Genomic DNA, 14,631 nt, shown 5'->3' with positions numbered 1-14,631 from the left:
CGGGCTGTTGCCCCGCCTGCCTAGCGCGGCGGCGGGGCTGCGGCCAGTCCTAGAACAGGCCTTCGACCTCCCCTGCGTCATTCAGCCGGATATGCTCGGCCGAGGGGACGCGCGGCAGACCGGGCATGGTCATGATCTCGCCGCAGACCACAACGATGAAGCCCGCCCCAGCCGACAACCGCACTTCGCGCACCGGGATCGAATGGCCCACGGGCGCGCCGCGCTCGTTCGGATCGGTCGAGAAGGAATACTGGGTCTTGGCCATGCAGACCGGCAGATGGCCATAGCCCTGCTCTTCCCAGAGCTTGAGCTGATCGACGATCTTCTTGTCGGCGATGACCTTGTCGGCCCGGTAGATCCGCTTGGAGATGGTCTCGATCTTCTCCAGCAGGGGCATCTCATCCCGGTAGATCGGCGAGAATTGCGAGCTGCCGCTCTCGGCAATTTCGGCCACGCGGGTGGCCAGCTCGGCGGAGCCTTCGGAGCCAAGCTCCCAGTGGCGCGACAGGATCGCCTCGGCGCCCTGCCCGGCGACGTAATCCTTGACCGCCTGGATCTCGGCCTCGGTATCGGTGACGAAGTGGTTGATCGCCACGACCACCGGCACGCCAAAGCTCTTGAGGTTGCCGATATGGCGTCCGAGGTTCGCACAGCCCGCCTCGACCGCCGCCACATTCTCGGCCCCGAGATCGGCCTTGGCCACGCCGCCATTCATCTTCATGGCGCGTACGGTCGCCACCAGCACCACGCAATCGGGGGCGAGGCCCGCCTTGCGGCACTTGATGTTCATGAACTTCTCGGCGCCCAGATCCGCGCCAAAGCCCGCCTCGGTCACCACGTAATCGGCGACCTTGAGCGCGGTGGTGGTCGCAATCACCGAGTTGCAACCATGGGCGATATTCGCGAAGGGCCCGCCATGGACGAAGGCCGGGTTGTTCTCGAGTGTCTGCACGAGGTTCGGCTGCATCGCGTCCTTCAGCAGGACCGTCATCGCGCCCTCGGCCTTGATGTCGCGGCAGAAGACCGGCGAGCGGTCGCGGCGATAGGCGACGATCATATCGCCCAGACGCTTCTCGAGATCCTGCAGATCCTTGGCGAGACAAAGGATCGCCATGACCTCGGAGGCCACGGTGATGTCAAAGCCCGCCTCACGCGGGAAGCCATTGGCCACCCCGCCGAGCGAGGCCGTGATCTGGCGCAGGGCGCGGTCATTCATGTCGACGACGCGGCGCCAGGTGACGCGGCGGATGTCGATCTCCAGCGCGTTGCCCCAATAGATATGGTTGTCGATCATCGCCGAGAGCAGCGAGTGCGCCGAGGTGATCGCATGGAAGTCGCCGGTAAAATGGAGGTTCATGTCCTCCATCGGCACGACCTGCGCGTAGCCACCCCCGGCCGCGCCGCCCTTCATCCCGAAATTCGGCCCGAGGGAGGCTTCGCGGATACACACGCAAGCCTTCTTTCCGATCCGGTTCAGACCGTCGCCGAGCCCCACGGTGGTGGTGGTCTTGCCCTCGCCCGCCGGGGTCGGGTTGATCGCGGTCACGAGGATCAGCTTGCCATCGGGGCGGTCCTGCACCGAGTTGATAAAGCTCTGGCTGACCTTGGCCTTGTCATGGCCATAGGGCAGCAGGTCATCGCTGCTGATGCCAAGCGTGGCGCCGATCTCCTGGATCGGCTTCTTGGTGGCGGCGCGGGCGATCTCGATGTCGGACATGGTCGGCGGTCTTTCTCAACAAAAGGTCTCTGTCCTGAATGCACCTTGGATACGCATCCCGCAATGTTCTCAGGCCGACATTTTCTCTCTCTTCTACGGCGGAAACGGACCGCTTGCGCACCTGCGTTTCCGATCCGCGTCAGCGCGACCTGTTGGGTGATGGCCGAGACCGGGTTGGGGTGTCTGGGCGAAAACAGTGAGTCGCATTTTGCGGCAGTGCAGCATTTTGACCCGAGAAGTGAGACTGTACGTCTCAATACTTGGCAAATTCGTCAAAAACATCGCAGCCGCCCCAGGTTCGGGCCCGGGGCGGCTGTGTCTCTGCGCGGGGGTAAAAGCGCGGGGCAGCCCCCGCCGCTGGCCCTATTCCGCGGCGACGACCTGCGCCGGGTTTTCGACCCGCACGGCGGAGAATTTGAACTCCGGGATCTTGCCATAAGGATCGAGTGCCGCGTTGGTCAGGATGTTCGCCGCCGCCTCCACATAGGCGAAGGGCAGGAACACCATGTCCTCGGCCACCGCGCGATCTGCGCGGGCCATCACCTCGATCGAGCCGCGCCGCGTGGTCAGACGGACATGCCCTCCCGGCTCCACCCCCAGCTTGCGCAGGGTTTTGGGATGCAGGGAACAGTTCGCCTCCGGCTCCACCGCGTCGAGCACCGTGGCGCGCCGGGTCATGGAGCCTGTATGCCAATGTTCGAGCTGTCGGCCCGTGGTCAGGATCATCGGATAGCGCTCATCTGGCACCTCGGCGGGCGGGGTCACCCGCGCGGGCGTGAACATGGCGCGCCCGGCCCTTCGCGGGAAGCCGTCACCGAAGACGATGGACTGCCCCGGATCGGTGTTGGACAGCGACGGATAGGTCACAGCCCCCTCATCCTCCAGCCGCGACCAGGTGATGTGGTGGAGCGATCGCATGGACATCTTCATCTCGTTGAAGACCATGCGCGGCGTGTCGTAATCCCAGTCGAGCCCGATGCGGTTGGCCAGATCCACGATGACCTTCCAGTCCTCGCGCGCCTCGCCCGGCGCGTCCACGGCCTTGCGGCCCATCTGCACCTGACGGTTGGTGTTGGTGACGGTGCCGTCCTTTTCCGGAAAGGCACTGGCGGGCAGGATCACATCCGCATAATTCGCGGTCTCGGTCAGGAAGATGTCCTGCACGACCAGATGGTCGAGATGGGCCAGCGCCTTGCGCGCGTGTTCCACATCCGGGTCGGACATGGCCGGGTTCTCGCCGAGGATATACATCCCCCGGATCTCGCCGCGATAGACGCGGTCCATGATCTCGACCACGGTGAGGCCGGGCGCCTCCTCGATCTGGGTGCCTTTCCAGATATGGCGGAAAAGCTCGCGCACCTCCGGGTCGGTCACGCTCTGATAATCCGGCAGGACCTGCGGGATGAGCCCAGCATCCGAGGCCCCCTGCACATTGTTCTGACCGCGCAGCGGATGCAGCCCCGAGCCCGGGCGCCCCACCTGACCGCAGAGCAGCGCCAGCGAAATCAGGCAGCGTGCATTGTCGGTGCCGTGGATATGCTGGCTGACGCCCATCCCCCAGAAAATCATCGCCGCCTTGGCAGCGGCAAACTTGCGCGCCACGGTGCGGATCGTCTCGGCCTCGATCCCGCAAAGCTCGGCCATACGCTCGGGCGTAAAGGCCCGGATATGCTCGCGGAATTCAAAGAACCCCTCGGTGAAGCCCTCGATATACTGCCGGTCATAAAGCTTCTCTTCGACGATTACATTCATGATCCCGTTGAGCAGCGCCACATCTGTGCCCGGGCGGAATTGCATCATATGCGAGGCATGCCGCTTGAGCGCTTGACCACGCGGGTCCATCACGATCAGTTCGCCACCACGCTTAGCAAATTGCTTGAAGAAGGTCGCGGCGACCGGATGGTTCTCGGTCGGGTTCGAGCCAATGACAATGGCCAGATCTGCATTCTCGATCTCGTTGAAGGTCGCCGTGACGGCGCCGGAGCCCACATTCTCCATCAGTGCCGCGACCGAGGAGGCGTGGCAAAGCCGCGTGCAGTGATCCACGTTGTTGTGGCCAAAGCCCTGACGGATCAGTTTCTGAAAAAGATAGGCCTCTTCATTGGTGCATTTTGCCGAGCCGAACCCGGCGATGGACTTGCCGCCATAGAAGCTGCGCAGATCCACGAGACCGTGGGCGGCCTTGTCCAGCGCCTCTTCCCAGGTGGCTTCGCGGAAATGGGTCCAGGGGTTGGCCGGATCCACGTTCAGCCCCTTTTCCGGCGCATCGTCCCGGCGGATCAGCGGCTTGGTCAGCCGGTGCGGGTGGTGGATGTAGTCGAAGCCGAACCGCCCCTTGACGCAGAGCCGCCCTTCATTGGCCGGCCCATTGATCCCGTCGGCCTTGATGATCTTGCCATCCTTGACCTTGAGCGAGACTTGGCAGCCGACACCGCAGAACGGGCAGACCGAGGTGACCTCGTCATCATGGGCCTTGCTGTCGCCCTGCTGCGCGTCATCGAGCAGCTTGGATTCCATCAGCGCGCCCGTGGGGCAGGCCTGCACGCATTCGCCGCAGGCCACGCAGGAGCTTCCGCCCATGGGATCGTTCAGATCGAAGACCGGATAGGCATCATGCCCGCGCCCGGCCATGCCGATCACGTCATTGACCTGCACTTCGCGGCAGGCGCGCACGCAGAGACCGCATTGGATGCAGGCATCCAGATTGACCGACATCGCCACATGGCTGTCATCCAGCAGGGGAATGCGCGGGGTTTCCAGCTTGGGAAAGCGGCTGTCGGCGACGCCGGTCGCATCGGCCATGTCCCACAAGTGGGAGGACTTGTCATGGGCCTCGTCCCGGGCGGGCTGGTCCGTGACCAGCATCTCGACCACCATCTTGCGCGCATTCTCGGCGCGCGCCGAGTTGGTCGTGACAACCATCCCGTCCGAGGGCTCGCGGATGCAGGAGGCCGCCAAAACACGCTCACCCTCGATCTCGACCATGCAGGCCCGGCAATTGCCATCGGGCCGGTAGCCCGGCGCGGGCTTGTGGCACAGATGCGGGATCTTGAGGCCGCGCCCATGGGCGACCTCCCAGATGGTGGTGCCTGCCTCGGCCGTGACGGTTTCGCCATCAAGCGTAAATGTCACGGTCTGAAGTTGGGTGCCGTCAGCCATGGGTCAGATCCTTGCAGATGCGTGGGGGCGTTGCGGAAGGGGTGGTCATCGGTGTTGGTCGATCAGGATGGGATTGCCATCCGGATCCTCCAGCATGATCGAGGCCGGACCGGTGCTCTCGGGGTCGATCTCGGTCTTGGGTGTCAGGCCGCGCGCCTTCAGCGCGGCTTGCAAAGCGCGGATATCGGTGAACTGCGCGAGGGGCGCGGCGTCCTGGGTCCAGCCGGGATTGAAGGTCAGCATGTTCTTTTCGAACATGCCCTGAAAGAGGCCGATGACCTTGTCGCCCATCTTCATCATCCGCCAGCCCTCGCCGCCGCCCATCGCCTCAAAGCCGAGCTTTTCATAGAAGGCGATCGAGGCGTCGAGGTCCTTGACCGCGAGGCTGATGGAGAAGGCGCCAAGGTCACTCATATCTCGTCGCCGAAATGCTTGAGCGTCGACAGGATCGGGTTCGGTGCCGCCTGCCCAAGTCCGCAGATCGAGGCATCGGCCATCGCGGTGCAAAGCTCCGTCAGAAGATCTGCATCCCAGCTCTCGCCCTGCATCAGCTTGACCGCCTTTTCACAGCCGACCCGGCAAGGGGTGCATTGCCCGCAGCTCTCATCCTCGAAGAACCGCAGCATGTTGAGCGCGGCATCCCGGGCGCGGTCCTGATCGGACAGGATCACCACCGCCGCCGACCCGATGAAGGTCCCCAGCGGCTGCAACGTGTCGAAATCAAGCGGCACATCGGCCGTCGAGGCCGGGAGCAGGCCCGAGGACGGACCGCCCGGCTGATAGGCCTTGAACACATGGCCCTCGGCCATGCCGCCCGCCGCCTCGATGATGTCGAGAATGGTCGAGCCCGCCGGCAGAAGGTAGACGCCCGGAGTGGCGACCCGGCCCGAGACCGAGTAGCTGCGCAGGCCTGTGCGGCCGTTATGGGTCGTGGTGTTGAGCACTTCTGGCCCCTCGCGACAGATCTTGGCGATCCAGTGCAGGGTCTCGACGTTGTGCACGAGGGTCGGCTGACCAAAGATCCCCACCTGCGCCACGTAAGGCGGGCGGTGCCGGGGCATGCCGCGCTTGCCCTCGATGCTCTCGATCATCGCGCTTTCTTCGCCGCAGATATAGGCCCCCGCCCCGCGGCGCAGGTCGACATAGCCCGGCGCGACCAGCTTGGCCTCCTCAAGCGCGGCGATCTCGCGGCGCAGGATCTCGAGCACGGCGGGGTATTCGTCGCGCATGTAGATGTAGCAGCGATCCGCCTCGACCGCCCAGGCGGCAATCAGCATCCCCTCGAGGAAGAGATGGGGCGTCCGCTCCAGATAGTAGCGGTCCTTGAAGGTCCCGGGCTCGCCCTCATCGCCGTTCACGGCCAGATAACGCGGACCGGGATTGCCCCGCACGGAGCCCCATTTTGTGCCCGACGGAAAGCCCGCACCGCCAAGGCCGCGCAGACCGCTCTCCTTGATCTTTCCCTGCACCTCTTCCCAATCGCCGCTCTCGCGCAGATCGTTCAGGGCGCAATAACCGCCCTCGGCCCGGTAGGCCGCCAGATCCTCGTAAACGGGAATGGTGGGATGGGTGTGATCCGCCGCGATGGCCGCGTGGACCTTTTCCGGCGTGGCGTGATCGATATGGTTATGGCCCAGCTCCAGCACCGGCGCCGTGGCGCAGCGGCCCATGCAGGGCGCGCGCAGCACGCGGACCTCTGCCGGATCGAGACCATCCTCCAGCGCGGTTTTGAGCGCCTGCGCCCCGGCCATCTCGCATGACAGGCTGTCACAGACCCGGATCGTCAGCGCGGGCGGCGGCGTCTCGCCTTCCTTCACGATGTCGAAATGCGCATAGAAGCTTGCCACCTCGTACACCTCGGCCTGAGACAGGCGCATCTCTTCGGCCAGCGCCCGCAAATGGGCCGCCGAGAGATGACCATGGGCGTCCTGAATGAGGTGCAGAAACTCGATCAGCAGGTCCCGGTCCCGCGGGCGCTCGCCCAGCAATGCGCGCACCTCGGCCCAGGGCTGGTCCTCGACCTGACGGCCCTTGGGCGTCTTGCGCCCCTTGCCCTTGGCGGATTTCCATACGCCTTTGTCGTGATCGGTTTTGTCATCAAGCGCCATGTGCACATGCCTCCGTTATGGCGCAGGGTCCGCTTTTTGAAACCGTTTGCAACGCCATAATCGTCACTCTACGTCGTATTCCGAACACTGCGCAAACTTCGAACGGGCGGCGGCACGCCAAAGATGTTCGCAGGTTGCCGAAAGGAAACCCGCGCCGATACTTAGGTATCGGTCCGCTGGCCGGAGCGGCTCTGCGCGGGGGGTGTGAGCCCAATTGCGCCCCCCTGCGCGGCGACTCACCCACGGGCCCGCGCCCGGGATTCCCGTTGCAGCGCGCGGCTTGTCTTCGCTCCGAAAGCCCCCTCTAATCGCGGGACACCTTTCGCCCGACAGCTCAGGACGCGATGACAGACCCCAAACCTCCCAAGATCGATATCGCCGAGGCCCGCGCCCATCTGGAGCAGGTCTTTGACGACCATGAACAGGCGTTCGAGCGCTTCTTCCTTGCCCGGTTTCTCGACCTCGGCTTCGCCTACCTGCCCGAGACGGCAGGCGCGGCGGACAAGACCGGCTGCGAGATCCGCTTTCCGGTCACCGACCGGATCATGAACCCGCAGGGCGTCGTCCATGGCGGGGTCCTCGCGACGGTGATGGACATCTCCATGGGGCATCTGGTGGCCAAGGTCGCCGGGCCCGCAGCGACCATCGAGATGAAGGTGCAGTATATGCGCCCCCTGACCGACGGGCCCGCGCGCTGCATCGGATCCTTCACCAAGCGCGGGCGGTCCCTGTCCTTCATGGAAAGCCGGGTCTTTGACGCGCAGGAGCGGCTGGTCGCTCAGGCCAGCGCAACCTGGAAGATGCCCGCGGGGGCGGCGTGATGCTGGAGGATATCCCGAGCCTGATGGAGGCGATCCGCGCGCGGTTTGCCCATGTGGACAGCTGTCCCTTCACCGGACCGAGGGTGTTTTTCGAAAACGCTGGCGGTGCGCTGACCCTGAATTCGGTGGTCGAGACCTCGGCGCGGTTGGCGGCGATCCCCGACAATCAGGGGCGCGCCAATGGCGCATCCGAGGCCCTGGTGGCCATGATCGCCCAAGGCCGTGCGGATATGCGCTTGTTTTTCAACGCGGCAGAGGGAGAGGTGATCGTCGGAGAGAGCGGGACCGAGCTCCTCTTCCGGCTGATCCGCGCCGCCTGTCTCGGGACGGGGACGGGCGTGGTGCTGGGCAGCACGCTGGAGCATCCCGCGAGCCGGAGTGCCGCGGCCCATTGGGCCGAGATGGCCGGAATGGATCATGTGCTGATCCCCCATGACCCCGATACCGGACGGATCGAGGCCCGCGCCTATGGCGAGGCGGTGACGGCGACGACACGGGTGGCGACCGTGGTCCATACCTCGCCAGTCAGCGGGATCGGCATGGACCTGCCCGGGATTGCCGCCGCGATCCGCGAAGTGGCGCATGATTGTCTGATCATCGTCGACGGGATCCAGCACGCAGCCCATGGGGGCGTGGATGTGGCGGCGGCGAGGGTCGATGGCTATGTGGTCTCGGCTTACAAGATGTTTGCCCGCCACGGCTATGGCGTGGCCTGGCTGTCGGACAGGCTGGCCGCCCTGCCCCACGAGCATCTGCGCGGCGCGCCCGGCGCACCCTGGGAGATGGGCACGCGCGACACGGCGGCCTACGCGACCTTCTCGGATGTGGTGGCCTATCTGGACTGGCTCGGGACGCAGGTCAGCGCCGAGACCGGGCGCCGCGCGCGGATCAGCGCCGCGGCAGAGGCGATCCGATCCCATGAAGCGGCCTTGTGCAAAGCGATGTTGCAGGGGGTGGACGGGCTACGGGGTGTGGCCGAGATGCCCGGGATCACAGTCGTCGGTGGCGGGGCGAATGCCCACCGCGAGGGGCTCGTGACCTTTGCCCAGACCGGGCGTGACAATGCCGAGATCGTGGCCGCGCTCAACGCAGCCGGGATCCGGACGCATCTGCGCAAGGCGGACCACTATTCCGGGACGGTCCTCGACCCGTTGGGGATCACGACCAGCGTGCGGGTATCGCTATGTCACTACAACACGCATACGGAGGTGGCGCAGTTCCTCTCGGCCTTGGATGAGTGCATCTAGAAGCGCCACGCCGGGTGCTCGGAAGGCATGCCCTGCCCGCGGCAGGGCACCGGGCGCGGTGCACATGTGCACCGCGCGGACGCCCTGAGAACACATGCGTTACAAGTCTTTTCCGGCGGTTCAACAGGGCGCGTTGCGCGCTGAGGACATGTCCTCAGCGCCACCGGTCCGCGCCTTAGCCGTCGCGCTCGGCGATCCAGGCGAGATTGGGATCCATCTCGAACCGCCAGTTCCGGCGCGGCCCCGCCATCACGTTGAGGTAATACATCTCCACCCCGTAAGGCGCAGCGCAAGGATGGTGCCCCTTCGGCACCAGTACCACATCGCCATCCTGTACCGCCATGGGCGCGTCCAGTGACAGGTCATCGGTATAGACCCGCTGCATCCCGAACCCGTTGGCCGGGTTCAGCCGGTGATAATAGGTCTCTTCCAGATAGGTGATGCGCGGAAAGTCATCCTCGTCATGCCGGTGGCTGGGATAGGACGACCAGTTCCCCGCAGGGGTATAGACCTCGGTCACCAGAAGCGAGCCCGCCACGTCCCGCTCTTCCATGGCGATGTTGTGAATGTGGCGCAGATTGCTCCCTTGCCCGCGCGGCACCATCCGGATGCCCTCCGGCCCGAGCCGCTGCACCGGGTAGGTCCCCATGGCCGGTGCCGTACAGACCGCAAGCGTACACTCCGTCGTCGCCACCGCCGCCCAATCGGCCCCTCCCGGCACATAGAGGCAGTGGGGCGGGCGCTTGTCGAACACGTTCATCCGGTCGCCCATCTCGCCAAAGCCCTGCCCGGCCGCCGTGACCTCAGCCTTGCCCTCCACCAGCACGAGGATCGCCTCGCGGTCCCCGGTGGTTTCGGTCGCCGCCTCACCCGGTGCCAGATGGTAGAGATCGAACCCCACATAGGACCATCCCGCGCTCTCGGGGGTGATCGCGTGAACCTTGCCCTGTCGGGCGGTGGGACGGCGCAGAAGATCGGGCATTGGCTCTCCTTCAGGGGGCGCGGCGCGCGCCATGGGCATCAAGGGCAGCGGCAAAGGCCTCGGGCGACTGCCCTTCGGCCAGCGCGCGGGTCATCAGGGCCGCCTGGCTCTCCGGAGCCAGCCCGCCCCGGGGCGGATCGGTATCGAGATTGCTCGGAAAGGGATAGCCCTCGGCGCTGCATGCAATTGCGGCGGCGACCTGCGCCGGGCGCAGCTGGCCCTCGGCCGCCATGCGCTGCAGATGCGGATAGACCGCGCGGGCCATGGCGTCCCGGTCCAGCGCCTCCATCGCGCGGCCAAACGCCGAGGAGACCTGCATCAGGTTCACGAGCCGCTGGATATCCGGGCTGCGATTGGCCCCGGCGGCGTGAAACAGGGCCGGGTTGAAAAAGAGAGCATCGCCCTTTTCCAGCGGGATCTGCACACAGGACGCCTCGAACACCGCCCGGAAGGCCGGATCGCGATAGGCGAGATAGCCCGCTGCAAACTGCTGGGACCAGGGCAAAAGCTGGGTCGGCCCGCTCTCCACCGGGGTTGGACCATGGGCGATCCCCCCCTGCAGCGTGAGATAGGGCGAGAGGGTGTGAACATGGACCGGGTAGCGCAGCGCGCTCTCCTCGGTCTGGAAGCCGAGATGGTAGTCGCGATGGGCCTCCTGCGCAGCACCACCGGGCCGCACCAGATTGACCTGCGCGGTCATCTGAAAGCCCGGGCCGAGCCAGGCCTCTGCCGCGCCGGCGATGGCCGGCGCGCCGAAATACCGAACAAAGAGCGCAGGCTCCGCGAGGCAAAGCTTCTGCAGGGAATTCCAGATCCGGTCATTGGCCCCGGAGGCCGCGAAATGATCCGCACCACCCGCCCCTGCGGCGCGCTCCTGTTCGATGACGCGCAGGTAGAGCGCGGTGACCGCGTCGATGACCTCGGGCTCCGGCACCGCAGCGCGTTGGACGAAGACACCGGGCCCATCGCCCAGCACCCAGGCCCATTCGGCGAGCAGCCCCCGGCGCGCTACCGGATCCTCGAGATCCGCCCCGCACTCCGCCATGTCATAGACCGGCACCTTGCCCAGAACCTCCGCCGCGCGCGGCACCGCCTCGGGCAGGAGCGGTTGCGCGATCAGCGCCTCGAAGGCCGCCAGATCACAATCGCTGCGATCGAGATAGACGCCCGGCCGTGTCATGGCCCGGCCTCCGGATCCTTGGCTGCGGGGGCCTCGGGGACCTCAGAGGTCCCGGCGGGCTCAGGCAGATCGAAGGCAAAGAAGAAGACATAGGCCGAGTAGACCCCGATCCCGCCCGCAAGCAGCGCCCAATAGGGGTTGCCCATGGCGATCTCGACCCCGGTCCAGAGCGCGATCACGATCACCGTGGCCACCCGGCGCCACATGGGCCGGAAGAACGGCACGCGCAGCTCGAGGACGGCTTTGCGCCGTCCCCGTGCGGGTTTGGGATCAGACGGTGCCACCGAGCGCACCGTCGAGGGTGGCAAGCTCTTGCCCGCCAGCCATCATGTCCTGCAACTCGTCAGGCGTGATCTCGCCGCGCACAGCCGTGCCCAGCGTCCGGCCCCGGTTCAGCACCGTGAACCGGTCCCCCACCGCCAGCGCATGGCGCACATTGTGGGTGATGAAGACCACCGCGACCCCCTGCTTGCGCACCTTGTCGATGGTGGCCAGCACGTTGGAGGTCTGGCGCACGCCGAGCGCCGAGGTCGGCTCGTCGAGGATCAGGACCTTCGCCCCGAAATAGACGGCCCGGGAAATCGCAACGGTCTGACGCTCCCCGCCCGAGAGGGTGCCCACGGCCTGATCCGGGCCGCGCAGGTTGATGCCCATCTTGCGCATCTCCTCCATGGTGACGCGGTCAGCGAAACCGCGATCCAGGAAGTTGATGCCCGCAACCTTCTTCACCGGCTCGTTGCCCATGAAGAAGTTGCGCGCAACCGACATCATCGGGATCATCGCGAGATGTTGGTGCACGGTGGCGATGCCCGCCTCCATGGCGTCGCGCGGGTCCTCGAAATTCATCGGCTGACCCTCGAAGACGATCTCGCCCTTGGTGGGTTTATGCACCCCGGACATGGTCTTGATGAAGGTCGACTTGCCCGCGCCGTTATCGCCCAGAAGGCAGTGGCATTCCCCCGGGAAGACATCGATGGACACCCCGGCCAGCGCGATGACCGCGCCGAAATGCTTCTCGATATTCTTCATCTGAATGATCGGGGTCTGGTTGGTTTGCGTGGTCATCTCAACGTTCCCCCGTGATCATGCGGCGAATATAGGTGTTCAGGATCACAGCCCCGAGCAGGATCAGACCGAGGAAGACCCGGAAGAGCGAGCTTTCCACACCGGCAAAGAAGAGGCCCTGCTGGACCACCCCGAAGATCAGTGCTCCCAGCGCGGCCCCGATCACCGAGCCGTAGCCCCCGGTCAGAAGCGCGCCGCCGATCACCACGGCGATGATGGCCTCGAACTCTTTCAAAAGGCCGCGATCCGCGCCCGCCGAGCCGAACTCCATCACCTGACACAGCGCGAAGACCGTCGCGCAGAAGGCGGTGAACATGAACATCAGGATTTTGACCTTGTTCACGGGCACACCGGAATTGCGCGCCGCTTCCGCATCACCGCCAGAGGCGAAGATCCAGTTGCCGAAGCGCGTGCGCGTCAGAAGGATATGCCCGAAAATGATGATCACGATGGCCCAGACCACCAGCATGGGCAGCCCGTCGATCACCGGCTGACCGGCGCGGTTGCCGCGCGAGAAGGTCTCGATCAGGCCGATATCCGCGAGCATCTGGAAGACCGGTCCGCCGATCTTGCTGCCAAAGAGAGGGGCCAGCCAATCGCCCTCGGCCGCATCGCGGATCCCGCCGATGATGGTCTTGCTCTCAAGTGTCTGCGGAATGAAGATCGTGAAGCCGCGCAGGATGAAGAGGAAGGCCAGCGTCACGATGAAGCTCGGCAGGCCGGTGCGGATCACGATGATCCCGTTGAGTGCGCCAATTGCGATGCAGATGGCAAAGGTGATGAGAATGGCGATCCACATGGGCCAACCCATCACGACGCCGAACACGGCGATCATCATGCCCGCAAAGCCGATCATCGAGCCCACGCTGAGGTCGAATTCTCCGGCGATCATCAGCAGACAGGCGCCCACGGCAATGATCATGAATTGCGCCGAGACAACGGTCCAGTTCATGATCCCCTGCGGGGCGAACATGCCGCTGTCGAATGCGAAAAGTAAAAAGAAGACAAAGACGATAATGGTGCCGCAAATCCCGCCCAGTTCGGGTCGGATCAGGGCCTGTCGGAGTTTCGACGTTTCCTTGATCCGCTCGTCCGCTGCGGGTGGCGGTGATGACGTTGCCTCAGACATGATTTCCCCCCCATGGTCTGCTCTAGAGACAAAAAGGGCGGCAAGTTTCCTTACCGCCCTTGATGTGGATTAGCGGAACTCGCCCGCGAAGGCCTCGACCTTCTCAAGTCCGGAGGCGGTCACGAAGCCCGGGCCGGAGTTGATGTTGTTGCCCGGAAGCACGCCGTAACGGTCCCAGTTGGTCAGGATGACGACCGGCATATAGGCCTGCAGGAACGGCTGCTGGTCGATCCCCCAGTTGATGGTGCCGTCCTTGATGCCCTTCACGATCTCTTCGCCGAGATCGAAAGTGCCGAAATGCAGCTCACCAGCCAGACCCATCTCGTTCAGGGCCGCGATGGTCGGATCGGCAGAGACCGGGCCGAGGGTCAGGATGCCGTCCACGTCCTCATTGGCGGACAGGAAGGCCATGACCTTGTTCTTGACTTCGGCCGGGTCGGTGCCGCTGTCCATCATCGCGTCGCCAAGCTCGATGCCCAGACCATCCGCGTAGCCGCGGCAGCGCTCGCCCACGGTGGGCTGCTGGATCGCGTGGTTCACGCAGAGGAAGTTCGTGACCCCCTCGCCCTTGGCGCGGACACCGGCGGCAAAGCCTGCGTCATACTCGGGCTGGCCCACATACATCAGGGCGCCGATCTCGCGGGCCTGATCCGGGGTGCCGGTGTTCATGATGATGACGTCGATACCCTGATCCACGGCATTCATGATCGGGCCCTTGAGCACGTCGAAATCGGCCAGCGTGGTGATGATGCCATCGGGGCTGGAGGCCGCGGCCTGCTCGATGATGCGCGCCATGTCGGCGATGTCACCGGTCGGCGGGTTGCGATACTCGACGTTGACGCCCATCTGCTCGCCCGCGAGCGCGATGCCGTTCTTGATCGTGTTCCACCACGTGTCGCTGTCCGGTGCGTGGCTGACCAGAACATAGCTCAGATCCTGACCGTGGCCGTCTGCTTGGGCCGCGAACGGGGAAGTTACCAGTGCCGCACCGAGCGCCACCGACTGTAGGATGGTTTTCATGTCGTCCTCCCAGACTATGTCACAGCGCGTCTCGAGCGCGCAGATCATGTCAGACGGTTGTCCCGCCTCGCGACTCAGAGAAGCATATGCCAACCCACAATGCAACCGGTTGCAAAACCCGGATGCGGATTTTGCCCCGCGCCCCGCGCATCCCGCTCTGGCGGGCGCGGCGCATCAGGATATCGCGCCGGACTGCCCCGGCG

At 65.0% G+C, this 14,631-nt stretch carries 12 protein-coding genes; 2 read left to right on the top strand and 10 right to left on the bottom strand.

Annotated elements, in window-relative coordinates:
• Positions 1 to 49: 49 nt before the first annotated feature.
• From ACP15I_RS04025 to ACP15I_RS04010, 4 genes are all read right to left on the bottom strand, one after another.
• Positions 50 to 1,717: a formate--tetrahydrofolate ligase gene (locus tag ACP15I_RS04025; protein ID WP_424966720.1), complete on the bottom strand. Its 1,668-nt coding sequence runs from the start codon at positions 1,715 to 1,717 to the stop codon at positions 50 to 52.
• Between the two features lie 363 nt (positions 1,718 to 2,080).
• Entirely contained in the window at positions 2,081 to 4,876 is a 2,796-nt protein-coding gene (fdhF, locus tag ACP15I_RS04020) for a formate dehydrogenase subunit alpha (protein WP_424973979.1), read from the bottom strand.
• 45 nt (positions 4,877 to 4,921) lie between these two features.
• Complete coding sequence (locus tag ACP15I_RS04015; RefSeq protein WP_424973978.1) at positions 4,922 to 5,290, bottom strand: VOC family protein; 369 nt, start codon at positions 5,288 to 5,290, stop codon at positions 4,922 to 4,924.
• Positions 5,287 to 6,984 (bottom strand): NAD(P)H-dependent oxidoreductase subunit E, encoded by a 1,698-nt coding sequence (locus tag ACP15I_RS04010; protein WP_424973977.1) that lies wholly within the window; start codon positions 6,982 to 6,984, stop codon positions 5,287 to 5,289. Before ACP15I_RS04010 ends, ACP15I_RS04015 begins: the two co-directional genes overlap by 4 nt.
• A 344-nt stretch (positions 6,985 to 7,328) precedes the next feature.
• Between ACP15I_RS04010 and ACP15I_RS04005 the strand changes: the two genes are divergently transcribed.
• Positions 7,329 to 7,805, top strand: a complete 477-nt coding sequence (locus ACP15I_RS04005) for a PaaI family thioesterase (RefSeq protein WP_424973976.1) — start codon at positions 7,329 to 7,331, stop codon at positions 7,803 to 7,805.
• A complete protein-coding gene (locus ACP15I_RS04000; protein ID WP_424973975.1) occupies positions 7,805 to 9,052 on the top strand; it encodes an aminotransferase class V-fold PLP-dependent enzyme in 1,248 nt (415 codons plus the stop codon). The genes ACP15I_RS04005 and ACP15I_RS04000 overlap by 1 nt, the downstream gene beginning before the upstream one ends.
• Before the next feature lie 175 nt (positions 9,053 to 9,227).
• Here ACP15I_RS04000 and iolB read toward each other — a convergent pair whose 3' ends face one another.
• The 6 genes from iolB to ACP15I_RS03970 all read right to left on the bottom strand — a co-directional run bounded on the left by iolB (position 9,228) and on the right by ACP15I_RS03970 (position 14,428).
• Positions 9,228 to 10,034 (bottom strand): 5-deoxy-glucuronate isomerase, encoded by an 807-nt coding sequence (gene iolB / locus ACP15I_RS03995; protein ID WP_424973974.1) that lies wholly within the window; start codon positions 10,032 to 10,034, stop codon positions 9,228 to 9,230.
• Positions 10,035 to 10,044: 10 nt separating this feature from the next.
• Positions 10,045 to 11,214 (bottom strand): phytanoyl-CoA dioxygenase family protein, encoded by a 1,170-nt coding sequence (locus ACP15I_RS03990; RefSeq protein WP_424973973.1) that lies wholly within the window; start codon positions 11,212 to 11,214, stop codon positions 10,045 to 10,047.
• Positions 11,211 to 11,498 (bottom strand): hypothetical protein, encoded by a 288-nt coding sequence (locus ACP15I_RS03985; RefSeq protein WP_424973972.1) that lies wholly within the window; start codon positions 11,496 to 11,498, stop codon positions 11,211 to 11,213. Before ACP15I_RS03985 ends, ACP15I_RS03990 begins: the two co-directional genes overlap by 4 nt.
• On the bottom strand, positions 11,485 to 12,279 hold the full coding sequence (locus ACP15I_RS03980) for an ATP-binding cassette domain-containing protein (protein WP_424966729.1): 795 nt from the start codon (positions 12,277 to 12,279) through the stop codon (positions 11,485 to 11,487). Before ACP15I_RS03980 ends, ACP15I_RS03985 begins: the two co-directional genes overlap by 14 nt.
• 1 nt (position 12,280) lies before the next feature.
• Positions 12,281 to 13,408: an ABC transporter permease gene (locus ACP15I_RS03975; protein ID WP_424973971.1), complete on the bottom strand. Its 1,128-nt coding sequence runs from the start codon at positions 13,406 to 13,408 to the stop codon at positions 12,281 to 12,283.
• Positions 13,409 to 13,477: 69 nt separating this feature from the next.
• Entirely contained in the window at positions 13,478 to 14,428 is a 951-nt protein-coding gene (locus ACP15I_RS03970) for a sugar ABC transporter substrate-binding protein (RefSeq protein ID WP_424973969.1), read from the bottom strand.
• Positions 14,429 to 14,631 lie beyond the last annotated feature (203 nt).

Source organism: Dinoroseobacter sp. S124A (assembly GCF_049801015.1).
Classification (GTDB): domain Bacteria; phylum Pseudomonadota; class Alphaproteobacteria; order Rhodobacterales; family Rhodobacteraceae; genus Dinoroseobacter.
Note: the sequence above shows the minus strand (reverse complement) of the source record. Positions and strands in the feature narration are given on the sequence as shown.

Excerpts from the sequence above, each read along its gene's own strand:
- ACP15I_RS03990 (WP_424973973.1), bottom strand. The coding sequence starts at position 11,214 with ATGACACGGCCGGGCGTCTATCTCGATCGCAGCGATTGTGATCTGGCG.
- ACP15I_RS04015 (WP_424973978.1), bottom strand. The coding sequence starts at position 5,290 with ATGAGTGACCTTGGCGCCTTCTCCATCAGCCTCGCGGTCAAGGACCTC.
- ACP15I_RS04025 (WP_424966720.1), bottom strand. The coding sequence starts at position 1,717 with ATGTCCGACATCGAGATCGCCCGCGCCGCCACCAAGAAGCCGATCCAG.
- ACP15I_RS04000 (WP_424973975.1), top strand. The coding sequence starts at position 7,805 with ATGCTGGAGGATATCCCGAGCCTGATGGAGGCGATCCGCGCGCGGTTT.
- ACP15I_RS03975 (WP_424973971.1), bottom strand. The coding sequence starts at position 13,408 with ATGTCTGAGGCAACGTCATCACCGCCACCCGCAGCGGACGAGCGGATC.
- ACP15I_RS04005 (WP_424973976.1), top strand. The coding sequence starts at position 7,329 with ATGACAGACCCCAAACCTCCCAAGATCGATATCGCCGAGGCCCGCGCC.
- ACP15I_RS03980 (WP_424966729.1), bottom strand. The coding sequence starts at position 12,279 with ATGACCACGCAAACCAACCAGACCCCGATCATTCAGATGAAGAATATC.
- fdhF (WP_424973979.1), bottom strand. The coding sequence starts at position 4,876 with ATGGCTGACGGCACCCAACTTCAGACCGTGACATTTACGCTTGATGGC.
- ACP15I_RS04010 (WP_424973977.1), bottom strand. The coding sequence starts at position 6,984 with ATGGCGCTTGATGACAAAACCGATCACGACAAAGGCGTATGGAAATCC.
- ACP15I_RS03970 (WP_424973969.1), bottom strand. The coding sequence starts at position 14,428 with ATGAAAACCATCCTACAGTCGGTGGCGCTCGGTGCGGCACTGGTAACT.
- iolB (WP_424973974.1), bottom strand. The coding sequence starts at position 10,034 with ATGCCCGATCTTCTGCGCCGTCCCACCGCCCGACAGGGCAAGGTTCAC.